This is a genomic window from Kytococcus sedentarius (assembly GCF_041937525.1).
Lineage (GTDB): Bacteria > Actinomycetota > Actinomycetes > Actinomycetales > Dermatophilaceae > Kytococcus > Kytococcus sedentarius_A.
In genome coordinates this window covers 277690-302086 of the sequence record NZ_CP169391.1, presented here as the reverse complement: position 1 = coordinate 302086, position 24397 = coordinate 277690, and the positions used below count along the sequence as shown (strand labels likewise).

At 68.3% G+C, this 24397-nt stretch carries 19 protein-coding genes and 1 pseudogene; 16 read left to right on the top strand and 4 right to left on the bottom strand.

Annotated elements, in window-relative coordinates:
• Positions 1-40: 40 nt before the first annotated feature.
• Positions 41-2206 carry a bi-domain-containing oxidoreductase gene (locus tag ACEY2A_RS01455; RefSeq protein WP_374929110.1) on the bottom strand — a complete coding sequence of 722 codons (2166 nt, stop codon included), beginning with the start codon at positions 2204-2206 and terminating at the stop codon, positions 41-43.
• 150 nt (positions 2207-2356) lie between these two features.
• Here ACEY2A_RS01455 and wecB point away from each other — a divergent pair, with 150 nt between their 5' ends.
• From wecB to ACEY2A_RS01405, 10 genes are all read left to right on the top strand, one after another.
• Positions 2357-3466, top strand: coding sequence for a non-hydrolyzing UDP-N-acetylglucosamine 2-epimerase (gene wecB, locus ACEY2A_RS01450; protein WP_374929109.1), 1110 nt, complete (start codon positions 2357-2359; stop codon positions 3464-3466).
• A complete protein-coding gene (locus tag ACEY2A_RS01445) occupies positions 3463-4647 on the top strand; it encodes a glycosyltransferase (RefSeq protein ID WP_374929108.1) in 1185 nt (394 codons plus the stop codon). The genes wecB and ACEY2A_RS01445 overlap by 4 nt, the downstream gene beginning before the upstream one ends.
• 24 nt (positions 4648-4671) lie before the next feature.
• Entirely contained in the window at positions 4672-5529 is an 858-nt protein-coding gene (locus ACEY2A_RS01440; protein WP_374929107.1) for a nucleotidyltransferase family protein, read from the top strand.
• A 34-nt stretch (positions 5530-5563) separates the two neighbouring features.
• Positions 5564-7651, top strand: a complete 2088-nt coding sequence (locus tag ACEY2A_RS01435; protein ID WP_374929106.1) for an acyltransferase family protein — start codon at positions 5564-5566, stop codon at positions 7649-7651.
• Between the two features lie 35 nt (positions 7652-7686).
• Positions 7687-8997, top strand: coding sequence for an O-antigen ligase family protein (locus ACEY2A_RS01430; protein ID WP_374929105.1), 1311 nt, complete (start codon positions 7687-7689; stop codon positions 8995-8997).
• 362 nt (positions 8998-9359) lie between these two features.
• Positions 9360-10430, top strand: a complete 1071-nt coding sequence (locus tag ACEY2A_RS01425) for a lipopolysaccharide biosynthesis protein (RefSeq protein ID WP_374929104.1) — start codon at positions 9360-9362, stop codon at positions 10428-10430.
• Positions 10431-10490: 60 nt separating this feature from the next.
• A complete protein-coding gene (locus ACEY2A_RS01420; RefSeq protein ID WP_374929103.1) occupies positions 10491-11627 on the top strand; it encodes a glycosyltransferase in 1137 nt (378 codons plus the stop codon).
• 63 nt (positions 11628-11690) lie between these two features.
• The gene (locus tag ACEY2A_RS01415) at positions 11691-12956 is read left to right on the top strand and encodes a nucleotide sugar dehydrogenase (RefSeq protein WP_374929102.1); all 1266 of its coding nucleotides are present in this window, start codon (positions 11691-11693) and stop codon (positions 12954-12956) included.
• Between the two features lie 11 nt (positions 12957-12967).
• On the top strand, positions 12968-13612 hold the full coding sequence (locus ACEY2A_RS01410) for an acetyltransferase (protein ID WP_374929101.1): 645 nt from the start codon (positions 12968-12970) through the stop codon (positions 13610-13612).
• 619 nt (positions 13613-14231) lie between these two features.
• Positions 14232-15539, top strand: coding sequence for an ISL3 family transposase (locus ACEY2A_RS01405; protein ID WP_374927953.1), 1308 nt, complete (start codon positions 14232-14234; stop codon positions 15537-15539).
• Here ACEY2A_RS01405 and ACEY2A_RS01400 read toward each other — a convergent pair.
• Both ACEY2A_RS01400 and galE read right to left on the bottom strand, forming a co-directional pair.
• Complete coding sequence (locus tag ACEY2A_RS01400) at positions 15511-15888, bottom strand: hypothetical protein (protein ID WP_374929100.1); 378 nt, start codon at positions 15886-15888, stop codon at positions 15511-15513. The genes ACEY2A_RS01405 and ACEY2A_RS01400 overlap by 29 nt on opposite strands.
• A gap of 14 nt (positions 15889-15902) precedes the next feature.
• Entirely contained in the window at positions 15903-16925 is a 1023-nt protein-coding gene (gene galE, locus ACEY2A_RS01395) for a UDP-glucose 4-epimerase GalE (RefSeq protein ID WP_374929099.1), read from the bottom strand.
• Positions 16926-17245: 320 nt separating this feature from the next.
• On the opposite strand from galE, the gene ACEY2A_RS01390 reads away from it, so the two are divergent.
• The 5 genes and pseudogenes from ACEY2A_RS01390 to ACEY2A_RS01370 all read left to right on the top strand — a co-directional run.
• Entirely contained in the window at positions 17246-19306 is a 2061-nt protein-coding gene (locus tag ACEY2A_RS01390; RefSeq protein ID WP_374929098.1) for a hypothetical protein, read from the top strand.
• On the top strand, positions 19303-20736 hold the full coding sequence (gene pelF / locus ACEY2A_RS01385) for a GT4 family glycosyltransferase PelF (protein WP_374929097.1): 1434 nt from the start codon (positions 19303-19305) through the stop codon (positions 20734-20736). The genes ACEY2A_RS01390 and pelF overlap by 4 nt, the downstream gene beginning before the upstream one ends.
• The gene (locus ACEY2A_RS01380) at positions 20736-22061 is read left to right on the top strand and encodes a hypothetical protein (RefSeq protein ID WP_374929096.1); all 1326 of its coding nucleotides are present in this window, start codon (positions 20736-20738) and stop codon (positions 22059-22061) included. Before pelF ends, ACEY2A_RS01380 begins: the two co-directional genes overlap by 1 nt.
• Positions 22058-22762, top strand: coding sequence for a spherulation-specific family 4 protein (locus tag ACEY2A_RS01375; RefSeq protein ID WP_374929095.1), 705 nt, complete (start codon positions 22058-22060; stop codon positions 22760-22762). Before ACEY2A_RS01380 ends, ACEY2A_RS01375 begins: the two co-directional genes overlap by 4 nt.
• Positions 22763-22958: 196 nt before the next feature.
• Positions 22959-23045, top strand: a pseudogene (locus ACEY2A_RS01370) (hypothetical protein); the annotation flags it as partial.
• Positions 23046-23399: 354 nt separating this feature from the next.
• Here ACEY2A_RS01370 and ACEY2A_RS01365 read toward each other — a convergent pair.
• Positions 23400-23873: a hypothetical protein gene (locus tag ACEY2A_RS01365; protein ID WP_374929094.1), complete on the bottom strand. Its 474-nt coding sequence runs from the start codon at positions 23871-23873 to the stop codon at positions 23400-23402.
• Positions 23874-24053: 180 nt separating this feature from the next.
• Between ACEY2A_RS01365 and ACEY2A_RS01360 the strand changes: the two genes are divergently transcribed.
• Positions 24054-24368 carry a hypothetical protein gene (locus ACEY2A_RS01360; protein WP_374929093.1) on the top strand — a complete coding sequence of 105 codons (315 nt, stop codon included), beginning with the start codon at positions 24054-24056 and terminating at the stop codon, positions 24366-24368.
• The last annotated feature ends 29 nt before the right edge of the window (positions 24369-24397 follow it).

Here is a 24397-nt window from a genome sequence, read left to right as displayed (position 1 = left end):
GCTGACTGCCGTGGCAGTCAGCCCCCTCGCGTGTGTGCGGTCAGGGCTGCGGTCGCTCCTCGATGGCGAACCGGGGCATCACCGGAGCCTCAGCCTTGCCGTTCCCCAGCGACTTCATGGCCGCCAGCATGCTGGCGGTCGAACCGAGGGAGCACATCAGGTGGCGGGGGTCCGGCGCTGCTCCCTGCTGCGTCACGCCGCGCCACTCGACCAGCTGCTCGACGTGGCCCTTGCCCGCGGACAACTTCTTCTGCTTCTGGCCGTTGATGGTCACGTCACCGTAGTCGCGCATGACTGCGGTCGATCCGCGCCCGTGAACGTGAAGGGTCTCCTTCGTGGCACCGGGGTACGAACCCTCGGAGTAAGTGACCACTCCGAGGGACCCGTCGTGATAGCGCACCGTCACGGCGTAGTTCTCCATGACGGTGGCGGACTCACCGATGCCATCTGCCTGGGCGGACACAGCGACGGGGTGCGATCCGTGAATCCAGGAGAGCACATCCACGAAGTGGCACACCTCGCCCAACATCCGTCCCCCCTGGCGCCGGTCGTGGTACCAGTGGTCGGGCCCCACGGTTCCCGCGGCCACGGTGAAGGTCATCACCAGGGGTCCTGCCTTCTCGGCGAAGGCGCCTCGGACCGCCTCGATGCTGGGAGAGAAGCGTCGGTTGAATCCCACCGACAGGTGGCCGGGCGCAGTCTCCAGCGCCGACTGCACATCCGCCAGCTCTCCCTCGGTGATGGCAAGAGGCTTCTCCACGAAGACGTGGCAGCCTGACGACAAGGCAGCCGCCGTCTGCACACCATGGTCGGCGTGACCGCTGAGCAGGAAGACGGAATCCAGATCCTTCCGCTTCAAGACGTCCTGCAATCCCACTTCGGCCTCAGTGCCCTCGTGGTTTGCCGCGAGCCGCACCGCGCTGGTGCCCTGGCGAGACGACACGACGGTCGGCTCGGCCCAGCCCGCCTTGGCCAAGGCAGGCAAGAAGGTGCGCTGGGCGTAGTTCCCGGCGCCCACGATCGCGTGCCCCGCGCGCCGGTCGGAGATGAGTTCCACGGTGTGGTCAGCGGAGCCCTCCGGTCGACCCACCTCAGCGTCGGACTCATAGCCGAACTGCACGGCGATCGTCCGGGGGTTCTCGCCGAAGTAGGAGTAGGCGGCCTCAGCCTCATCCAGCGAGAAGACATGGGTCACGAGATCCTCAACAGTCATGCCGTTGGCGACGAACTGGAGGAACGCCTCGATGTTGCGGCCCTGGGTCCATCGAACGTGACCCACCGGCATGTCGACGCCAAAGGATTCGTACGAGGGAACGTAGCGACCGGGACCGTACGAGCGGGCAAAGCGGACGTCGATCTCCTTCTCGTAGAGCGGACGACGGTCAAGGTCCAGCCCGACGTCGCCCACCACCACGATGGACCCTCCGTCCATGGTGCGGTGCGCCGCGTGCAACATCGGGTCGGATGACTTCGTCGCTGCCGTCACGAGGACGGAGTCGACTCCGCGTCCCTCCGTGAGAGCCAGAATCCGCTCGGTCGTGGCCTCGCCCGCTTCCACGAATGCCTCTGCGCCATGCTCGACCGCGAGGTCGACATTGGCCTGACGAACGTCGATTCCAATGACCCGCAATCCGCTCGCCACGGCCATCCGGGCGGTCAGTTGCCCCACCAGACCCAGACCCACGACTGCCACGACGGAGCCCGGCTGGAGGTCCGCTCGGCGGAGGCCCTGCAACGCGATGGCACCGACGGCACCAAACGCGGCCTCAGCGTCAGACACACCATCGGGAACGGGAACCGCCAGGAGGCTGGGCACCACCTGCATGCTGCCGTGACCGGCCGACGCGGTGGCGACCCGCATTCCCGGCCGGATGCGCGCGTCGACGTGCTCGCCTGCCTCCTCGACCACACCCACACCGGAGTACCCCAAGGGCATCTCGTCCGACAACTTCGCCTGCACGGCGGTCGCTGTGGCGCGAGGGCCCTCCGTCAGGGCCCGCTGAAGAACCTGCTTGACGAGGTCGGGACGCGCCTTCGCCTTCTGGAGCAGACCTGCGCTGGCCAGCTCCCGCACGGCGCGCTCGGTACCCGACGAGACCAACGAACGGGAGGTCCGCACCAGGACCTCGGTCGGCCCGATCTGCGGGCGGGGACCCTCCACGACGCGGAGGGATCCATCGCGGACTGATTGCAGCAGTTGCTTCACCGAAACTCCTGGTTGATGGGGGGGTGTAATGCATGACACTCAGAATGAAAGTCATTGCCGCATAACACATTCGACGAGACTCAGCCGAGTGGCGGCGACCCGGGGGCAGAGGTGGTTCATCTCCCGCGCGCTCCATGCGATGCTACCCGCATGAGCGCTCTCATCCTGCACGTCACTGGTGCCCGTCCGAACTTCCCCAAGGTCGCTCCCGTCATGAGGGCACTGTCCAACAGGGGGGTGGAGCAGCTCCTCGTGCACACCGGCCAGCACTACGACGAGAAGATGAGCGATGTCTTCTTCCGTCAGTTGGGAATCCCGGAGCCCGACGTGAACCTGGGGGTTGGCTCGGGAGCCCATGGTGCCCAGACGGCCAAGGTAATGATCGGTCTCGAGGAGCTCTTCATCGAGCGCCGACCTGCAGCCGTCGTGGTCTACGGCGACGTCAACTCGACCGTGGCGGCCTCTCTGGTCGCCGCCAAGATGGGCATCGACACCGTTCACGTCGAGGCGGGGCTCCGCTCGTTCGACCTGTCCATGCCGGAGGAGATCAACCGGCTGGTGACGGACCGCCTCTCGACCCTCTTGCTGACCACCAGCGCCGACGCCAACGTGCACCTCGGGAACGAGGGTGCGGACCCCGACCGCGTGCACTTTGTCGGCAACCCGATGATCGACACTCTGTTGGCCAACCTGGACCGTTACGACACGGACAAAGCCCTGACGGAGCTTGCCGGCCAGGTCCCGGACGATCTCAGCGCCGGCGATTACGTCGTCGCCACCCTGCACCGCCCCGGCAATGTGGACGACCCTGCCGACGTGGCCGCCCTTGTGAAGGCCATGCACGGGGTTGCCGACCAGGCCCCGATCCTCGTCCCCCTACACCCCCGCGGTCGTGATCGCCTCCGTGAGGCTGGATTCTTGGACCACGACAACATCCACGTCATCGACCCGCTGGGCTATGTGGAGTTCATGGGACTGGTCCGAGGAGCGGCTCTCGTGGTCACCGACTCCGGAGGTGTGCAGGAAGAGACGACCGTCCTGGGCGTTCCGTGCCTGACCCTGCGGCCCAACACCGAGCGTCCCGTCACCATCACGCATGGCACCAACGCTCTTGCGACGCGCGAGAACTTGGTGGAGTTGGCCACTGCGGCCCTTGCCCGCGGTCGCGATGACAACCACCCCGTCCCCCCGCTGTGGGATGGCAACGCGGGCGAGCGCATCGCCGACGTCATCGTGCGCCACGTGGGCGGCACCCGATGAGCGGCGTCGAGGGCGGCCGGCGCCCCCGAGTAACGATCGTCTCCCTCAAGCCGTACCGGACGGCTACCCGCGCCCGCAAGAGCGCAATGGTCTACAAGGCATTTGCGGACGTCACACTCCTCACTTTGAGCACCGCAGGCCGCAGCGGCGCCGTGGACGAGGCGGGTGAGTTTCAGCGCGACGGCATCACCATCGTGCAAGCCCCTGTGGGGACGTTACGTCAGGATCCGACGATCGCCAATCACGCGATGAACGTGATGACCGGCTATGCCCCCGGATTCGGACGCATCGCCAAGGCACTCTTCACCCGCAAGCACGACATCGTCCACACCACCGGGGCGCCTCTGTTCCTCCTTGGATGGCTCGACGCCACCATGTTTGGCAAGCGCTGGGTTGCCGACGTCACCGAGCGTCCCGCGGCCTCACCTGTGAAGGTCTCCCTGATGTCCGTCTTCTCCAAGGTCGAGCCCTTGGCGCTTGGCCTTGCCCGGCAGCGCGCTCACACAGTGATGTCCGTGTGCGCTGGTCACGCCGACATCTTGCGCGATCGCTTCCAGATCGAGAACCCCATCTCGGTCCGCAACGCTCCCACCTCCGACTGGGTCAGCACGGGCACCCCGCGTCCGCGCTCCGGCGGTCCCCTGCGCCTCGGCATCATCAGCAGCATCTTCGAGAGTCGCGGTTTTGAGCCGGCCATCCAGGCCGTCGCCATCGCTCACCGTGAAGGCGTGGACCTGACGCTGCACATCTACGGCCCTGGTCGCGAGAGCTACATCGCGCAGCTGGAGGCGCTCGCTCGAGAGGAGCAGGTCGCGGACCGCGTGACCTTCAAGGGCTTGGTGGACAGTTCGAAGGTCTCCGAGACCTACCGACAGTTCGACCTGGCGTTGGCTCTGTATGAGGCGACCAACGAGGCGAATGACAGCTTGTCCAACAAGATCATTGAGGCCGTGGCCTCAGGAGTGCCCGTCCTGGCTGGCAACCTCAGCGAGAACATGCGGTTCCTCAACGAGATCCAGGCAGGCTGGGCGGCTCCGGTGGAAGCACGGGCCCTGGCAGACTTCCTGGTGAACCTGACGGATTCGGAACTCACTGCCAAGCAGCGTGCTGCGACGGAGGTAGCGCCCACCCTTCGCTGGGAGCAGGAGTTCACCCCCGTCGTTGAGCGCGTGCTGGCCTGAGGGCGACGCCATATGACGGAGCCGATGGACCAGTCCGGTGAAGAGACCGTGCCTGCCGACATTCGTCTTCTGCTCGGAGCCGCGGCGACGCAGCACGTGGCTGACTCCATCGGGGTCCGAATCCTCCACATCAAGGGTTTCGCCGCCCGCGAATTTGACGGCGCACGCTCATACGCGGATGTCGACATCATGGTGGACCCGGCTCAGGAGGACCGACTGCTGGCGGCCATGAGCGAGGCAACCTGGACCGTCGGCGCCGCTCGCGTCCAACGTGGCCACACGAGCCATGCGACCGATGTTCTCTCACACGCATTCGGGGTCAAGGTAGATGTGCACGAGCACTTTCCCGGTATCACCCTGAGCCCGCAGACCGCTTTCGACATCTTGTGGCGGAACGCTCGCACACAGGAGTTGGCGGGCAGGACCGTGCGAGTTCCCGGCCGGGTCGACAATGCCCTCATCCTGGCTCTCCACGGAGTGCGATGTCAGGTGGGGAGCCGTGGAGCGACGGAGGGGTTGACGGTCTGGACCAACCTCTCGGACACCGATCGGCAAAGGTTTATTGCTTTGGCAAAGGACCTCCGGGCTGAGTCCGTCCTCGGTGTGCGGATAGAACGCTTCGCGCACTACACGACCGCCCGCGATCGCGCCCTCTATTCCGTGGTGGGGCAGGACAGAAGTCGCCTGGAGTTGTGGACAGCCCGCATCCGGCATCAGGAGACCCTTCTGGGCCGGGTGCGCCTCACACTGGGGATGCTCGTCCCTCGGACTGACTGGGACAACCCACACGCGCGGAGGCCATCTGTCGTTGCCGCCCACATATGGCGCACGCTCCAGCTCACCGTCCACGATCTCCGGGCACGTCGACGCAGTCGCCGCTGAACCCCACCACAAGCCCTCCTCAGATGACAGGTCAATGAGTACTCCCACCACACAAGACCCACACCCCACGGCATCTCCCTCGGCCGTGGCGTTGCCTCGCCAAGATCTGCCGTGGGACGTCCGTGGGAAGCGACTGGACATCCAGGGACTCCGGGCGTTCGCGGTGGCGGTCGTCGTCTTCGAACATGCCCACCTGGGATTCCCCGGCGGCTTCGTCGGCGTCGATGTCTTCTTCGCCATCTCGGGATTCGTCATCGGACACCTCCTTCTTCGCGAGGTGGCGACTCATGACCGAGTCCGCCTGGGTCGCTTCTACGCGCGAAGGGTCATGCGGCTCCTCCCGGTGCTGGCCGTCGTCACCGTCATCACGGCGCTGCTCAGCATCGCCTTGGTCTCTCCCCTGGGCCCCCAGCACAAGGCCGCCGTGACGGGGGGAGCTGCGAGTCTCTGGAGTTCCAACATTGCCCTCTACGGCATCTCAGGCGACTACTTCGCAGAGAGTGTTCGGACGAACCCTTTCCTTCACACGTGGTCTCTGGGCGTGGAGGAGCAGTTCTATCTGATCTTCCCGCTGGTCATCTGGGGCCTGTGGCTCCTAGGGCGAAAGGTCAACAGGACCGTCCTCATCCCGGGTGTGGCGCTCCTTGGGCTTTGCTCCTTCGCTCTCTCCGTCTACCTGTCCTTCGGCAATTTCCTACCTGGGATCGCGCAACCCGGGCTGTTCGCCTTCTACATGATGCCGGCACGCCTCTGGGAGTTCGCGGCTGGATTCCTGCTCGCGGCGTGCCTGGGCTCTGCACGCCTGCCGCGCGCCTGGGCCTTGACCCTGGTGCTGGCAGGCACCGTCACGCTGGTGTTCAGCGCACTGTGGATCGACAACTCGATGCCCTTCCCGGGTGTGGTCGCCCTCCTCCCCGTCCTGGGCACCTTGGCAGTGATATCTGGTGGCCAGGGACACAACGCCCTGTCTCGAATGTGGGCCACCAAGCCTCTGGTGTACCTGGGAGACATCAGCTACTCCTTGTACCTTTGGCACTGGCCGGCCATCGTCTTCACACACCGGGTGCTCGGCGTGAGTGTCTGGTCCTCCGTGCTGGCGATCGCCATCGCCCTCGTCCTTTCTCACCTCACCTACCACCACGTGGAGCAGCGATTCCGCGCTCAAGGTGGCGAACGAGTCACCCTGAGAGACCTGCGTGTGCCCGCTCTGGGGGTGGTTTCCGGCGGCGCCGCCTCCGCCGTACTGCTCGTTGGAGCGTTGACGAGTTGGGGCCTCCCGTCCCTCAAGGAGACCTCTGCTGAGCTGCTGCAGCGCCCGGCGCGTCAGGATCTATGCTTGAACACCACCCCCGTCACGTCTCGCGACACCGATGCCTGTACCTGGGGGGCAGATCGCACTGGAAAACCCATCTACCTGATGGGCGACTCGAACTCGCAGATGCACACGGAGGCCCTGATCGCCGCCAGCGAGGAACTCGGACGGCCCCTCACGATCGCGTCAACCGGTGGGTGCCCTCTCATTCGCATGGAGTACCAGATCCCAGGTAACCCCGCTGGTCAGGCCATCTGTGAGAGGTATGTGGAGAGCGCACTGGAGTGGCTGGGCAACCAGCCCAGTGGGCAGGTGGTGATGGCCAGCTCGGGAGAGTGGCTCAACATGGATACCGTGCAGTTCGTGACCGATGACGGTCAGCTCGCCACCGATGCTCAGGCAAAGTCGCCGGTCTGGGCGAAGGGCCTCGCCACCACCTCCGAGGAGGTGCGCGCCGCGGGCCATGAGCCGGTCCTGGTGGAGACGACGCCGCACTTGGCCGGTTCGCTGCTGACGTGGTGGAACCCGATCGAGTGCCAGAACTGGACTCTTCTCTCCGATCCCGATGCGTGCGGAACCAGCGTTGCACTGGAAGAGGAGCGATCGAGACTCGCGCCCGTGTACGACGCGGAGATCCAGGCCGCCCAAGGGACGAACATCAAGTATCTCCGCGTTGTCGACAATCTGTGCCCCGGCGGTGTTTGCGCGGCAAACCGAGATGGCGAATGGATCTACCGAGATGGACTCCACATCAGTCCGCAGGGTGCACGTTCGCTCGCCGGCTCCTTTATCGAAGGGCTTCAACCGTGAATGCCTCCCGTGACGCTTCTCTGACCATGCAGCGAGTGCCCACCGGCAGCAGCCCGGCAGGCCCTCCCCCGTCCGCAGCATCAGCCAACAAAGAGGATGTACAAGGGAACAAGCGTCCACCCCTCGTCTTGGCTTTGACGCTGATGGCCATGCCACTGGGAGCCGCGCTGGGGCCTTGGCTCGGGCTGAACCCCGGAGCCAGCGGACAGATTTACTTCATGCGTGCGGTCGTGCTCGCCGCAGCCCCGTTCGCCCTCTTGTCGCTCCTGAATGGATGGGGCAAGGTCCCCGCTTCGGTCATCTGGTGGTTCCTCACAGCTCTCGCGCTCTTGGGGTGGGGGTACTTGAGCCTCGACTGGACACCAGACACCAGCCGTGGCCTCCTGGACCTCTCGTCCATTCTGATCGCAATGATCTCCGTGTTCGTCATTCTCAGCCTGACCCGAGGTATTTCGACGCGAATCCAGTATCTCCGATGGGGCTTCTTCCTCGCACTTCTGGCCACTGGAGCCGTGGGCCTTTGGGAGATCGTGACGGGAAACCACTTGGTGGCGGCCGCCAGTGATGACTACATCTTTGCCGCATCAACCGTCTCCGCGACGTTCATCAATCCCAACAACTTCGCCTCGTTCCTGATCATGGCGACCCCCCCGGTCATCACCCTCTTTGCAACACGCCCCGGGCTTCATTCGCGCATACTCCTGCTGCTGTCCCTCGCACTCATAGCGCTCCTGCTTCTTCGCGCCGGCAGTCGGGCTGGACTCTTCACGTTCGCAGTCATGGTTGCATTCGCCATTCTCGCCCTATCCACAGTGAGCGCCTCCAAGTTTATCCTGGGCGCCTTGGCTGCGACGGCGGCGCTTTTCGTGACGGTGACCCTGTTCCCGCAGTTTGTGGGCGCCGCCCTGAACGAGGTGTTCACAGACACCGCCCAACAGAGTGACAGCCTCCGCCTTGAACTGTCCCAAGCAGGCATCTACATGTTCCAGCAAACCTCAGGCTTTGGACATGGCGCGGGTAGCTTCATTACAGTTCTCCCAGAGGTCCCTTCCGATGTTTACAACTGGCGGCTCCTGCCCGCACACAATACGACGGTGCAGATTGCGGCGGAGTATGGGGTTATCGCTCTCATTCCGTTTCTCCTCCTCGTCCTGTCGCTCGCAATAGGCGCACTTCGCCAGACTTCGGTGGTGCGGCGATACGAGATGTCCATGGTGGTACTGGCCTTCTCCGTCGCCAGCTTCGTCACTAGTTCCTCGTTGCCCGACCCGTCCTGGTGGGTGGTAATCGCTTTCGCCATCACCCTGCACTGGCAGTCCGTCGCCACAGAGGACGCCCGCACATGACACCTCGATGGCCTGTCCCCCTGGACGTGCCTGGCCCCGGAAGCGGCACGGCATGGAATCTGGCGAGCTTGGCCTGCAACGGTGTGGCGCGCCTAGCAATCAGCGTCGCGGTGGGACGGATGCTCGGCGCGACAGCACTGGCGGAGGTCACAGCGGCCCTGAGCGTGGCAACCTTGATGGCGCTGCTCTGGCCAGCGGGAGCAGCCGCCGCGAGTTCCCGTTACGTCGCGTATGGCCAAGGAGCGGGGAGCCTCTCATATATCAGATCAATTCTTAGGGCCATTGCTGGATCGACGGCGGCCGTGGGAGCAGTGGCATGCCTAGGATCCTTTGCATACTGGCACAGTCGGACGGGGTCGGTGGTGGCCAGCAGCATGGTGGCCAGTCTCGTCTTTGCCTTCACCGGATACACCTACGTGCGAGGGCTGTACTTGGGCCTTCGGCGCATCAAAATGCTCGTTGCGATCGAGGTGCCTCTGACTATCATCGGTGTTCTCGGCACTATTGCAGTGGCTGCGAATAATCCCGGGACTCACGAGCTCACCCTTATCCCGCTCACCGTTGTGTACCTGCTGATGACTGCAGCATGTTGGCCCTGGAATGCATGGGCCGGGGAGGGCGACCCCTCTGCAGAGGTGCGCGGCGCAATGGGTTTCGTCGCTTGGTCCGGTATCGGCACTATGGCAGCCTCGGGGACCCTGTTTGCTGGAATGCTCATCGCCACCCATTACGACACTGTCCAGCGCGCAGCCCTGTACGCAATCACTTTGACGCTTCTCGGACCGATGTCCATGGTGGCCAACTCAATCTCGATGGGCCTCATGCCGAACATGTCACATTTCAAGGGCGCAGGCTCCTCCGCTGAGGCCGAGAAGCTTGCACGTGACGCGACTCGCCGCCTGGTCTTGATCATGAGCCCCCTTTATGTGGCTCTCGCGTGCACCTCGCCGCTGCTAATCTCACTGTTTTGGGGGCTGGACTTCACCGCCGCGTACATCATGCTCGCCGTTGCGTCCGTTGGCCCGCTCCTGCGATCCATCGCCCAGCCAGCGATAGCACTGATCGCATCGGACGGGGATGCCCGAACGACAGGGCTGTCGGCCCTCCGATGGGCCATCCTCGCAGTTGCTCTGTGGGGATTGGCCCCGTTCATAGGGGGCGCTTGGGCCGCGGTGCTTGGTTACAGTGCGCCATTGGCGGGGACATCGCTTTACCTCATGCGCAAGGGTTTTCGTCAGATTAATGACCCTTGGGCGTCCGGGGCAATCACCTCTCTCGCGCTCTACGGGACCGCCCTTGGCGCTGTCGGGGCAACAGTCGTACTAGACTGGTCTCCTCTCCTACCACTCCCCCTCATTGGCGTTGGAATATGCCTCGGGTGGGCCGTTCTCAACCGCTCGAGCCTGATGCTCCTACGGCGGCGCCTTGGATGAAATCTGACTCTACGCCCGATCCCTGCCTTTCACTCAGATGCTTATGCCGGAGGAGCTCACATGAACCCTCGAATACTCGTCCTCACGAACATCTTTCCCACAGCTAAGCGCCCCATGAGTGGCAGCTACGTTGACGACCGAGTCGAGGCTCATCGAGAGCTGGGCGCCCATGTCACCGTCGTGCCACTTCGGATGCGCACGACCTCGGCGCTGGGTGTGTGGATGAGTCGCACCGGCCGCGACTCACACCGCGCTGGCCCTGGGCAGGACGTGGGGGCCGAGTACAAGATGACCATCGCGCGGATGCTCGAATCGCACCGCGGAGCCCCCCTGGATGCACTTATCTCTGAGGCGGCGCATGAGGTCGAACGGCTCGTGGACGTCTCCTCCTTCGATGCCATCCATGCGCACGGCATGTTCAGGGTGCCGGCGGGGGCCGTGGCCCACCGACTGTCGCAAAAGCATGGTGTGCCGTACGTCGTGACCGCGCACGGTTCCGACATCAACTTTGGAATGCCCAAGCGACCAGCGCTGTTCGTCGACACCTTGGCGGCGGCGAGGTCGGTCATGTACGTGTCCCCGGCGTTGCTGAGGACCGCCGTCGACTTGGGCGCGCCGCAGGCCAACGCCATCGTCACACCCAATGGCGTGGACCCCGATGTCTTCGCCGAAGGCCCGGCCGAGCGTGAGCCCGTCGTCCTGTACGTCGGTGGCCTGGCGAAGGTCAAGGGTGCAGACCGGCTCCCAGAGATCTTCCGTTCCATCCTCGCCAAGTCACCGAAGACGCGGTTTGAGATCGTGGGTGGCGGGGCTCTGGAATCCCAGATCAGGGCGGGTCTGGACGGCGTGCCCGTGACGTGGCATGGCACCCTCCCTCGGGAGGGCGTTGCTCGTGCCATGCAAGGGGCTGCCCTCCTCATCATCCCGTCCCGCAACGAGGGGTGGCCATGCGTCGTTCATGAAGCTTTCGCCTGTGGAACACCAGTGGTCGCCACGGATGTCGGCGGTTTGGCTGCGGCCGTCGGGGTCCCCGAGTGGATCGTTGCGGATGGGCCAGAGGTGGAAGAGCGATTGGCCAGCACGGCGTCCACGGTCTTGTCTTCAAGGCAAGATCGCGGTGCTCTGCGAGCTACGGCGGAGAAGCACTCATGGCGGGCGGTTGCCGCTACTGAGCTCACTGCTATGGGCCTAGCCTAGGAAGCACATCTCGTGGTTTCAATCAATGCCAACAACAGTTTCTCGAAAGGGCGGAACAGGCTTATGTCTGCTGATGTTGTGATCGTGGGGCAGGGCTATGTCGGCCTCCCGCTGGCCCAGGAGGCGACCAAGGCGGGGCTGACGGTGATCGGTTACGACATCACCCAGTCCTTGGTCGACGCCCTGAACTCGGGGGTGTCCCACGTGGACGACCTCTCGGACGCCGACATCGCCGAGATGATCGCCGGCGGGTACCAGGCCACCACCGACGAGGCCCGCATCGGCGAGGCCAAGGTCGCCGTGATCTGCGTGCCCACCCCCCTGTCCGACGAGGGCGGCCCCGACCTGCGCGCCGTCGAGGGCGCCACCGCGGCCATCGGCCGCAACCTCAAGGCCGGCATGACCGTCATCCTGGAGTCCACGACCTACCCCGGCACCACCGACGAGGTCGTGCGCCCCATCCTGGAGGAGGCCTCCGGCCTGACCGCCGGGAAGGACTTCCACCTGGCCTTCTCCCCCGAGCGCATCGACCCGGGGAACGAGAAGTTCGGCGCGAAGAACACCCCCAAGGTCGTCGGCGGCTACACCCCCGAGTCCGGTGACGCCGCCGCCGCCTTCTACGAGCAGTTCGTCGACACCGTCGTGCGCGCCAAGGGCACCCGCGAGGCCGAGACCGCCAAGCTGCTGGAGAACACCTACCGGCACATCAACATCGCCCTGGTCAACGAGATGGCCCGCTTCTGCCACGACCTCGGCATCGACCTGTGGGACGTCATCGACGCCGCGAAGTCCAAGCCCTTCGGCTTCCAGGCCTTCTACCCCGGCCCCGGCGTCGGCGGCCACTGCATCCCGAACGACCCGAACTACCTGAGCCACAACGTCCGCTCCCGCCTGGGCTACCCCTTCCGCTTCGTCGAGCTGGCCCAGGAGATCAACACCCAGATGCCGGCCTACGTCGTCTCCCGCGCCCAGGACGCCCTCAACACCGACGGCAAGGCCCTCAACGGCGCCACCGTCCTGCTGCTGGGCGTCACCTACAAGCCCAACATCGCCGACCAGCGCGAATCCCCGGCCGTCCCCCTGGCCAAGGCCCTGGTCGCCAAGGGCGCGACCGTCCAGTTCCACGACCCCAAGGTCGACACCTGGCACGCCCTGGGCGACGACGCCACCAAGGTCACCGACGCCCTGCAGGGCGTCAAGGACGCCGACCTGACCATCCTGGTCCAGAACCACCGCGAGTACGACGTGGACGCCCTGGCCAGCGCCGCGACCCGCATGCTCGACACCCGCGGCGTCACCACCGACTCCGAGACCAGCCACCGCCTGTGACACCCGACCTCGTGAGCCCTCCCACCTCGACCCAGCTCATCATCTGGGGTGCGGGCGGGCACGGACGTGAGGTCGTGGCACTTCTCGCGGACGAACCATCGCCGAGAGCTTTCGACCTCGTCGGGTTTGTGGATGACGGACAGCCCGACCTCGACCGCCTCGGCCGTCTGGGCGTCTCCTGGTTGGGTGGCCACGAGGCCATGGCGGAGCACACCTCAGCCCAGTTCGTCATGGGCCTCGGCAGCGGCACCCTCCGGCTCCGTCTGGCCGAGAAGAGTGCAGCCCTGGGCCTGCAGCCTGCCACCATCATCAGTTCTCGCTCCCACGTGGGTCCGGACGTCCGCGTCGGCGACGGGTGCGTCATCTTCCCCTTCGCGACGGTCACGACCAACATCGAGCTCGGACGTCACGTACACGTGGGGCGGGGTGTGGCCCTGGGCCACGACTGCGTCCTCGAGGACGGTGTCACCCTCATGCCGAACGCCTCGGTGTCCGGCGACGTGAACATCTGCACAGGGGCGACGATCGGAACGGGCGCCTCGGTCCTTCAAGGCGTCACCATCGGCGAGGGTGCGTTCGTCGGCGCCGGCGCGGCCGTCATACGGGACGTCGCTCCCCACACCACCGTGGTGGGCGTTCCGGCCCGCGCCTTCTGACCGCTTTCACCCCCGTCGCAACTCGACCATGCGGCGCACTGCGGCCGGCAGCTGCCTCAATCCCTTGGCCCAGTGCGCAGGAAGGCGACGCAGACGTCGGCTGAGGCGGTCGGATTCTCCCCACTGTGCGGGGGGGATCGCGGCATGCCCCAGAAGACGCAGCCTCGCCCCCCAGGCGGGGGTGTCCCACAACCGTGCCAGCCACATCGCGGTACCGGTGGGACGGTCGGCGACCACCTGCCAGTACCGGGCTTGGCCGGCCGCCTGGAACTCCGCCGGCAACTGGGTGGCGGCGGCTGACTCCCCCTTGAAGCCCGCGATCGACACCCTGGCAGCGGACCGCTCCTCATCCGACCACCCATCCCAGACCTGCCGAGCTTCAACACTGCCGGCCGTCCGTGCTGCGTTGACGATCAAGAGGGACCCGTGGTGGATCCTGCTGGGGGCATCGCACAGACGACCCGCGATGTCCAAGTGCTCCCGGTCCCGCCACATGACGGAGAAAACAGGCTCTTCACAGATGAGGGTGTAGGAGTCGTGGGCGCGTCGGTGCGGGGGTAGGTGTCGAGGTCTCCCTGAGGATGGAAGTTCTGACGCTCACCATCCGGAAGACCTCGACGTGCCTGACGCTACCTTCACTGCCCCTGACCTGACGACCTTCACCCGCCTGGACGCTCTGGGCCTTGTCGCTACGGGGCAGCGGCTGCTGCCCGATCGGGCGGTGCTTGCCTGCCGGGTGGCCGAGCCGGATGACTGGTGCAGGCGGTGTGGCTGCAAGGGCATCCCGCGGGACACCGTGACCCGGGAGCTTGCACACGAACCCTTCGGGTGGCGCCCCACCACGTTGCTGGTCACCATCCGCCGGTACCGGTGCGCCGACTGCGGGCACGTCTGGCGTCAAGACACCAGCGCAGCAGCGCAGCCGCGGGCGAGGGTCTCCCGCGCCGGGCTCCGGTGGGGCCTGGTCGGGATCGTGGTCGGCCACTTGTCGATGTCCCGTGTCGCTGAGGGTCTGGGCGTGGCGTGGAACACCGCGAACGACGCGGTCCTGGCCGAAGGTAGGCGCCTGCTGATCGACGACCCGACCCGCCTGGACGGCGTCCGCGTGGTCGGGGTCGACGAGCACGTATGGCGCCACACCCGGCGCGGCGACAAGTACGTGACGGTGATCATCGACCTCACCCCGGTACGGGACGGCACCGGCCCTTCCCGCCTGCTGGACATGGTTGAGGGACGTTCCAAGAAGGCGTTCAAGACCTGGCTGGCAGACCGTGACCAAGCCTGGCGGGATGGCATCGAGGTCGTCGCGATGGACGGCTTCGCCGGGTTCAAGACCGCCACCACCGAAGAGCTCCCAGACGCGGTGACCGTGATGGACCCGTTCCACGTCGTCCGCCTCACCGGCGACGCACTGGACTCCTGCCGGCGCCGGGTCCAGCAGGAACTCCATGGGCACCGCGGCCGCAAGAGCGACCCGCTCTACTCCGCGCGCCGGACCTTGCACACCGGCGCCGATCTACTCACCGACAAGCAGACCGACCGACTCACCGAGCTGTTCGCAGACGAGAAGCACGTCGAGGTTGAGGCGACCTGGGGGATCTACCAGCGCATGATCCACGCCTACCGCCACCCCGACCGGGCCGCTGGCCGCGCCGAAGCCAGATCGGTCATCGACGCCCTCACCGACAGCGTGCCCGACCCGCTGCTCGAGCTGCGCAAGCTCGGCCGCACTCTGACCAAGCGGGCAGAGGACGTCTTGGCCTACTTCGACCGGCCCCGCACCAGCAACGGACCTACCGAGGCCGTGAACGGGCGCCTGGAACACCTACGAGGCTCCGCCCTCGGGTTCCGCAACCTCACCCACTACATCGCCCGCAGCCTCCTCGAAGCAGGCGGCTTCAGACCCCAACTACACCCTCAACTGTGAAGAGCCAGAAAACATCTCCGGCAGCCGCATCGAATCCCGGGAAGTTGCGGTGCACGTCGACCGTGCACGCGAAGGTGGGGTGCTCGAGGACCACGGCATGGTTGGACAGGTCCAACGCGTTGGAGTCCCTCCTCAGCACCCACCCCGCCTGCTGCAGGGCATCGACATAGCGAGACACGTGCTCCGGCCGTACCAGGACGTCCACGTCCGAGCCGGCGCGGGTCCTGAGCGGGAATTGTCGCTGCGCCGCCACCCCCTTCACGAAGAGGGCATCCACGCGGGCGCCACGTGCCACCTCCTGACATGCCGCACACGCGAGAGTGAGGTACTCCGCCGGGCTGACGTCCATGTCCCCCCGAACCCTCACTCTGCGGCCCCTTCGTACCCCTGCGGGTTCCGCTCCTGCCACCGCCAGGTGTCCCGCGCCATGTCCGGCAGAGTGCGCTGCGCCCGCCAGCCCAGCTCGGATGCGGCCTTGTCCACCGAGGCGAAGGCCTCCGCGAGGTCCCCCGCGCGCCGCGGTCCGACCCGGACCGGGATCTCACGCCCCGTGGCCTCCCGGAAGGCCTCCACCATCTGCAGCACCGACACCCCTCCACCGGTGCCCAGATTCCAGACGTCAATCGGGTTGTCCATCCGCGCCAATGTGTCGAGCGCTGCCACGTGGCCGCGCGCCAGGTCGTCCACGTGGATGTAGTCGCGCACCCCCGTGCCGTCCACGGTGTCGTAGTCGTCGCCGTGCACGGTCAGGTGCTCCCGGCGCCCCACCGCCACCTGCGCGATGTACGGCACCAGGTTGTTCGGGATGCCCTGCGGGTCCTCCCCGATCAGCCCGGACTCGTGGGCCCCGATGGGGTTGAAGTACCGCAGCAGGGCGATCCGCCACGTGGCGTCCGCTGCGGCCAGGTCGCGCAGCACCTGCTCGATGAAGACCTTGGTCCAGCCATACGGGTTCGTCGCCCCGGTGGGAGCGTCCTCCGCTAGGGGCGAGACCCCATCGGGCCCGTAGACGGTGGCCGATGACGAGAACACCAGCTGGCGCACACCGTGCTGGGTCATGGCATCCAGCAGGTTGAGCGTCGACTCGAGGTTGGTGCGGTAGTACCGGAGCGGTTGCTCCACACTCTCCCCCACCGCCTTCAAGCCGGCGAAGTGGATGACCGCGTCGAACCCACGGGACACCACCTGGTCGGTGGCGTCGCGGTCCAGCAGGTCCACCTGATGGAAGGTGATCGGCACGCCGGCGATCTCACCCATCCGCTCCAGGGCCACCGGGGAGGAGTTGGACAGGTTGTCCAGCACCTCCACCTGGTGGCCCTCGGCCAGCAGGAGCAGGGTCGTGTGGGAGCCGATGTAGCCGGCTCCGCCCGTCACCAGGATGCGCATGGGCCCACACTAGCCACCCACCGGGGTCACGACGCGCTCGCCCGAGCAGCAGGGGCCCGGCGGGGGCGGGAGGACGTTCGTGACAGGTCTCACACAAAGCTTCGATGGTGCTCAAAAACCCTGTGCGGCAAAGGCTTGCTCGGGGGCGACAGCGCGCTGGCAGAATCATCACAGAATCAGTGTTGCGCGGGGCCCGCACGAGGGTAAAAATGCACAACCCCTGGACGCAGTCCCACCGCTGCTCGGGCCGTTGGCTGATCCCCCGCACGGCCCGGATCCCCCCTGCTGCGGACGTCGCCCATCAGCAAGGAGCCCTCCTCATGACCCCCCGCCCCCTGCTCTCACGCACCCTGAGCGCCCTGACCCTCACCTCCCTGGGCCTGGTCACCCCGGCCACCGCCCAGGCGGTTGAGGCCCCAGCCCCCTCGGTGCAGGTCGTCGCCGACCCCAGCATCGAACTGGTGGTGCTGGTGCTCGACGACGGGTCGCCGACGGTGGACGCGTACACCGACCGACTGGTCCGCGAGGGCGTGCCCCACCGGCTGGTGAACTTGAACGCCGCCGACCGGCCCACCATCGACGAGTCCTTCCTGACCGTCGGCGGTCGCGCCGACCACGCCGCCTTCCAGGGCGTCATCACCCCCAACTCGGCCCCCCCGCAGCTCTCCAAGGCGGAGGCGGCCGCCCTGCGCGACTGGCAGGCGCGCTTCGCCATCCGCCAGGTCTCGGCCTACGTCTACCCCTCGGCCGCCGTCGGCCTGCAGACCCCCGAGGCCGCCGGTCCCCTGGACGACAGCACCCTGCAGGTGACCCCTAGCGCCCGGGCCGGCGCGTTCGGCTACCTGGACGGCCCGGTGCCGGTGGGCGACGTGAACCCCGCCGTCACCGAGACCTACGGGTACCGCGCCGCCGCGCTGGAGGGGGGCGCCGAGGCGGTGGTCACCAGCAGCACACCGTCGGGAGGCACCGCGGTGATGACCGGCATCCACCGCGCCGACGGTCGGGAGGAGATGTTCAACACCTTCTCCTTCAACCGGTACCAGGACCACCACCGCATCCTGGCCCACGGCCAGATCGAGTGGTTGACCCGCGGCATCCACCTGGGCAGCTACAGCAACGCGTTCTCCGTGCACTCCGACGACACGTTCAGCGCCAGCAGCCTGTGGAGCCCCCACGGCAACTGCACCATCGGCGCCGGGTGCGACCCGGCCCAGGTGCTGCCCGACGAGCCGGCTACCGCCCGGATGAACGCGGCCGACGTGGAGTTCATGCGCTCCTGGCAGCAGCAGTGGGGCCTGAAGATCGACCAGGCCTTCAACGGCGCCGGCTCCCGGGAGTACGCCGCCACCCACGGCACCGACCCGCTGCTGGCCGCGCTGCGCACCCGGCCGCGCGACTTCCGCTTCATCAACCACACCTGGAGCCACCGCCACCTGGGCTGCGAGCGCCAGTACGACCCGGTGACCGGCGCTGCCAGCTGCCAGCGAGATGCCGCCGGCGCGGTGGTGACCGTGCCCCGGTCCACCCTCGTGGAGGAGATCCGACGCAACCTGAACTTCGCGTTCTGGAACGGCCTGCCGGTGGACCGCACCGAGCTGGTCACCGGGGAGCACTCCGGCCTGCTGGGTGACCCGGAGCTGTCCACCGACAACCCGAACTTGGGCGGCGCGCTAAGGGACACCGGGGTGCGGTGGATCGCCGCGGACAACAGCCGGGACCCGTGGCAGCGCCCGGTGGGCCCGGCCCTGACCGTGCCCCGCTACCCGATGAACATCTTCTACAACGCGGCCACCGAGGAGCAGCAGGTGGACGAGTACACCTGGATCTACTCCTCCCGGGCGGACGGTGGCTCGGGCCACTGCGAGACCGACCCGCGCACCACCTGCCTGCCCCCCCTGAGCGGAGCCGGTGCCTTCCGCGACGTGCTGGTGCCCCGGGAGGCGGCCAACGCCCTCTCCCGCGTGGTGAACAACGACGCCCGCCCGCACTACGTGCACCAGGCCAACCAGACCGGCGACCGCATCATCTACCCGGTGCTGGAGCGCCTGCTGACCGACTACCGCGCGATCTTCGCCGACAACACGCCGCTGGTGAACCCCACCCAGGCGCAGGCCGGTGAGCAGCTGCGCGCTGCGGCGACCTGGCAGGCCGAGGACGACGCCCGCGCCACCTGGCGCGGCGGCCGGGTGCAGCTGCGTGCCACCGGCGACGGCGCCACCATCCCGGTCTCGATGCCGGCCGGTACCACCCATGGCTGGTCCCGCCTGCCCCAGGAGTACGCCGGCAAGGCCGTGGGCACCTACGAGGTTGGCACCTGGCTGCCGCGCACCCTCACCGTTCCCGGCGACGGATGGGGTGCTTCGGCCACGAGGTCCTCGTGACCGCGCCGCCCGTGCGGGTGGCGATGGTCACGGAGGGCACCTACCCCTACACGACCGGCGGCGTCAGCACGTGGTGTGACCAGCTGGTGCAGGGCATCGACGTGTCCTTCGACCTGGTCGCCCTGACCGGGACGGGGACCGAGGACCTGCGGTGGGAGCTGCCGGCCTCGGTTCGGAGCGTGCAGCAGGTGGGCGTGTGGGCACGCTGCGAACCCACACGCACCCGACGGAAGCACCGCCGGGCCCTGCGGGACGTCACCACCCGGATGTGGGATGCGGTCATCGCGCCCTACGACGGGCGCACCGGCGAGTTCGACGCCGCGATCGCGGACTGGCTCGAGCTGGCCCGGGACACGTCGGTGAGCGCGCTGCTCACCCACGAGGGGTCGCTGGGCGGGCTCCTGGATGCCTGGAACCAGCACGCCGGGGACCTGCCGCCCCTCTCGGTGGCCGGGGCCGCACGCGCCTGCGGTCTGGTGGACCGCACGCTGGCCCTGGCCGACACGCGGCTGGCCGACGACATCGACGTCGTCCACGCCACCGCCAGCGGCCCCACCTCGCTGGTTGCGATGGCGCATGAGGCCCGCACCGGCGCCCGGTGGCTGCTCACCGAGCACGGGGTGCAGCTGCGGGAGCGCTACCTGGCGGCCGCGGACGAGAGCAGCTGGTCGGTCCGCCGGGCCGTCACCTCCTTCCACCGGCATCTGGCGGGGCTGGCCTGCCGACGGGCCGACCGGTTGCTGCCGGTCACCGAGTTCAACGCGCGGTGGGAACGGCGCCTGGGGGCCCCGGCGTCCGCCATCCGGGTCATCCACAACGGGGTGGAGGTGGACCGGTACCCCGTGATCGAGCGCGAGCCGGAGGTGCCCACCACGGCCTTCGTCGGCCGCATCGACCCGCTGAAGGACCTGGCCACCCTGATCCGGGCCCACGCCCTGGTGCGCCAGCGGGTGCCGGACGCACGGCTGCGGCTGTTCGGCCCGCTGAACGACGCCAACCGTGAGTACGCCGCCAGCCTGGAGCAGGTGGTGGACGAGATGGGGGTGGGCGACAGCGTGACCTTCGAGGGGGCCTCCCCCGGCAGCCGCCCCGGCTTCGAGACCGGCCACGTAGTGGCCATGTCCAGCATCAGCGAGGGCCTGCCCTTCGGCCTCATTGAGGCGATGATGTGCGGCCGCGCCACCGTCTCCACCGACGTCGGCGGGGTGTCCGACTGCGTGGACGAGGAACAGACCGTCGGGGCGCTGGTCCCGGCCCGTGACCCGCAGGCCCTGGCCGACGAGCTGGCCCACCTGCTGACCGACCACGAGGCGCGCCACACGATGGGGCGCCGCGCTGCGGTGTGGGCGCGCGAGCGCTTCGACCTGCGTGGGTGCCTGGAGGCCTACCACGAGGAGTACCTGCACGCAGCCGGGACCCGGACCCGCTGATGCCCGCCTCCATCGCGCCCCGCCCCCCGGCGGACCCCGGGCCGGACGTCACCCAGGCTGCCGCCGGGGCGGTGGACGCGTGGGACATGACCGCGCGGATCGAGGCGGCCGGCGTCACCGACCGCACGGCGCGCGCACTGTGGGGGCACCCGGACGTCTTCTCCATGGCCGAGGAGATCTACGCCGAGCAGGAGGCCCCGCCGACCCGGCGGCACGCCATGGTGCAGCGGCGGCTCATGACCGCCTCCCTGCGGCGGGCCCTGCTCATCGTGGCGTGCGCGCTGCTCTCGGCCGCGGTCCAGCACGCCCTGGGCATCTCGGTGCTGGCGATGGGCACGGCCGGCGGGTTGGGGTGGGTCGCCGGTCAGACCGTGGCCGGGACCTCCTGGCACGCCCTGGGTGCCGGCCAGCCCCAGCGCGCGCTCGACGTGGGCTGGTGGCTGGCCCAGCGGCTGGTGCAGGGCAGCCTGGTGCTGGTCCTGCTGTACGCCGCGCTGGTCCCGGACCGGGTGGAGATGGTGCTGGTCTGCCTGGGGTGGATGGTGCTGACCTGTTGTCTGTCCCTGTTGCTGGTGGTCAACCGCTACGGCGGCGCGCTACTGGCCTGCGGGGCCGCGGCCGGGCTGGCATGGCTCCTGCAGTGGCCGCTGGACGGGCGGGCCGAGCAGTGGGCCGTGGCCGGCGTCGCCCTCACCTGCGTGCTGGGGGTGGCCTGCGCCGTGGTGCTCCGCACCACCCACGTCTGGCGGGTGCCCGCGCCCACCGGCACCGAGGCCCGCGCCGCGGTGCCTCCCCTGCTGCAGGCGCTGGTGCTGGTGGTGGCCCTCCTGCTGGCCCTGAACGCGGCCCCCGCGAACGCGACCACCGCGATGGTCGCGGGTATCGTCGGGGCCATGTGCCTGCTGGACCCGTGGATCACCGGCGTCCGGGTGAGCCTCGCGAACGTCGCCCACCGGAGCACCTCCCTGGGGTGGTCCCGCAGCGCCGCGTGGTCGCTGGTGCTGGCCACCTCCGTGGCCACCGCACTGGTCTGCGCGGGAGCCGTGCTGCTGGCCGCCCCGCTCCTGCAGATCCCCGCCCCCGGGGCGCGGGTGGCCGCCTACGCCGCGGCCGGGTTCGGCGTGCCGGCGGCCCTCTCGGCCCTGCTGGCGGCGTTCGGTGCCAAGTGGGGCCCCCTGGTCCCCGCCGTCGGCGCCCTGGTGACCGCCTGGGCGGCCCTGGCGCTGGACCGGACCCTGTGGGTGGTGGTGGTCGCCGCCCTGTGCACCGCGGTGAGCCTGCTGTACGGCATCCGCCACTTCCACGACGCGCGGGTGTTCGTGTGACCACGCCGGAGCGCGCCCGGGGGGCCCGCCCCGCGCCGGGGTGGCCGCTGTACGCCCACCCCGTCACCCACCCCACCGTGTGGGAGCGTGCTACCGAGATGGCGACCGGCTGGCGGCAGTGGGGCGACGGCCTGGTGGTCGTCAACGTCCACGACGGTCCCGGTGACCAGCGGTCTTGGCAGGCTTACCAGCCCGCCCTCTGTGCCCTCACGACGGCGGCCCCCGCCCCCTGCATCGCGGGGTACGTGCACACCGGATGGGGGCGGCGAGCCGTCGAGGCGGTGCTGGCGGACGCCGGCGCCTGGCAACAGCGTGACGGGCTGCGCACGCTGATGCTGGACGAGTGGTGCAGCGGCGACGAGCACCCCGAGCAGGTGGACCGCTCTCTGCGCCTGCTCGAGCTCCTGCGGCCCGACTGGGAGCGGGTGGTGGTCAACCCCGGGCGCCGGTTGGCCCCCGGGTACGCCCGCCGCCTGGACGGCCTGGTCGACGCCGCCTGCACCTCCGAGGAATCCGGCAGCGCCATGCCGCCGGAGCCGGAGCCGGGTCACCTGCCGGACGGTGCCCTGCGGTGGACCCTGGTGCACTCCGCCCCGCAGGGACGTGCGGTCCCCGGCGTGCTCGGGGCGGACCTGGCGTGGTGCACCGCCTCAGCGCCGCCCCACCCTTGGGACGGCAGCGGCTCCGCCACGGCGCCGTGATCCCGCCCGGGGCGGGGCCGGGGGGCGGGCGCGGCGGGCAGGGACACGCCGCGCGCGCTCCCGGGGGTGGGGATGGCCCTGGAGGACGCCCTCGAGCGGGCGCTGCGCCCCCTCATCGAGCCGGCCGTGGCCCGGCACCTGGCCGCGGCGCGGGAGGACCTCGCGACCACGCTGTTCGCCCTGCCCGACCTTGGCCATGATCGAGACCACCAGCTCCCTGCCCTGCCAGCAGTACGTCGCCGGGGCCCGCCGGCTGGGGCTGGACCGGGAGGCGCGGGCGTATATCGACGAGCACGTGGGGGCTGACGCGGCCCATGAGCAGGTGGCCCTGCGGCAGATGTCCCCGCGGTGGCCCGGGCCGAGGGTCCGGAGCGGCCGCTCATCGGCTTCCTGGCGGGCCTCTACCTGGAGGGGCGGGTGGGGCAGGAGGCCATCGCCCGCTGGGACGCCGCGACGGGACGCACAAGCTGCTCGCCGCACCGTCTCGCCAGTCCCCCGCCTGACCCGCCGGAGACTGAGCCCGCCGGCCGGTGGGCCCAGTGTCAGCGCCCGCGACGACGTGGTCCCCGCGCCACCCTCCGAGACAGGGGTGACGCGGGGACCACGGGGAGCCACCCGCGGTGCGGGGGCGCAGGACTCACTCCCAGGGCGACCAGATGTCCTTCTCGCAGGGCGGGAACTCGGGGATGGTGACCGTCTCGGTGAGCGTGTACACATTGCCGTCGACGGTCACGCTGTAGGTGACCTGCACGGAGATGTTGGCCGAGTCGTCCGAGAGCAGGAAGAAGACGACGTCGTCGCCGCCGGGCGGGATGGTGTAGCTGTCCTGGTTCTGGTCGCCCGCCCACTCGAGCTCCTTGCCGTCGGGGCCGGCGATATCGTCGATGGTCACCGTGCCGGTGACCTGGGACTCATTCGTGAAGTGGACGGCGATGCGGTAGGCCTTCTGGCCCCGGCTCTCGCCCGGGAACTTGCAGCTGCCCTCCGCCTCCTCGTCGATGACGATGGGGGTGCCCGGCGAGGCGGCCAGGGCCGGGGCGGCGGTGGCGACGGCGATGGCGGGGGCGGTCCAGGCGGCGCCCTGGACGAGCTTGCGGCGCGAGATGGTCATGGTTTTTCCCCTTCTGAGAGCATGGTGTCTGTCCCCTGTGGACACTGACTCCCCCATCGTAGGCTGAGCCGCATCCACGACAAAACCCTTCCCACCCGCGTGACAGCGCCGTGACAGCAGTGCCGAAGTCAATGGGCCGGACGACACGCAGGAGGGAACCCGTCGACCACCACCGACCTCATGCGGCCGGCCCGGCGGCAGGCCCACGCCCTGCTCGCCTGCTTGGCCCTGGGCCTCATTGCCGCCGCCGTGTGGACCGCTCTGCAACCGGTCCGCTACACCGCGCACGCCGTGGGCTTCGTCCACGGCACGAACAGCGAGTCCACCACGCAGTCGTTCTCCGCCACCCTGCTGACGGAGAAGCGCACCCAGTCCTACCTGCCGCTGGTGAGCAGCCTGCCTGTGGTCGAGCAGGTGCGCGAGGCCCTCCAGCTGGAGGAGAGCCCCACCACCATCGCCTCTTGGCTGACGGCCGCGGCCCCGAGAGCAGCGTGAACCTGACGATCACGGCCAAGGCGTCCACC

Excerpts from the sequence above, each read along its gene's own strand:
- ACEY2A_RS01435 (WP_374929106.1), top strand. The coding sequence starts at position 5,564 with ATGAGTACTCCCACCACACAAGACCCACACCCCACGGCATCTCCCTCG.
- ACEY2A_RS01400 (WP_374929100.1), bottom strand. The coding sequence starts at position 15,888 with ATGGACGTCAGCCCGGCGGAGTACCTCACTCTCGCGTGTGCGGCATGT.
- ACEY2A_RS01390 (WP_374929098.1), top strand. The coding sequence starts at position 17,246 with ATGACCCCCCGCCCCCTGCTCTCACGCACCCTGAGCGCCCTGACCCTC.
- ACEY2A_RS01365 (WP_374929094.1), bottom strand. The coding sequence starts at position 23,873 with ATGACCATCTCGCGCCGCAAGCTCGTCCAGGGCGCCGCCTGGACCGCC.
- ACEY2A_RS01380 (WP_374929096.1), top strand. The coding sequence starts at position 20,736 with ATGCCCGCCTCCATCGCGCCCCGCCCCCCGGCGGACCCCGGGCCGGAC.
- ACEY2A_RS01445 (WP_374929108.1), top strand. The coding sequence starts at position 3,463 with ATGAGCGGCGTCGAGGGCGGCCGGCGCCCCCGAGTAACGATCGTCTCC.
- galE (WP_374929099.1), bottom strand. The coding sequence starts at position 16,925 with ATGCGCATCCTGGTGACGGGCGGAGCCGGCTACATCGGCTCCCACACG.
- ACEY2A_RS01415 (WP_374929102.1), top strand. The coding sequence starts at position 11,691 with ATGTCTGCTGATGTTGTGATCGTGGGGCAGGGCTATGTCGGCCTCCCG.
- wecB (WP_374929109.1), top strand. The coding sequence starts at position 2,357 with ATGAGCGCTCTCATCCTGCACGTCACTGGTGCCCGTCCGAACTTCCCC.
- ACEY2A_RS01440 (WP_374929107.1), top strand. The coding sequence starts at position 4,672 with ATGGACCAGTCCGGTGAAGAGACCGTGCCTGCCGACATTCGTCTTCTG.
- ACEY2A_RS01420 (WP_374929103.1), top strand. The coding sequence starts at position 10,491 with ATGAACCCTCGAATACTCGTCCTCACGAACATCTTTCCCACAGCTAAG.
- ACEY2A_RS01360 (WP_374929093.1), top strand. The coding sequence starts at position 24,054 with ATGCGGCCGGCCCGGCGGCAGGCCCACGCCCTGCTCGCCTGCTTGGCC.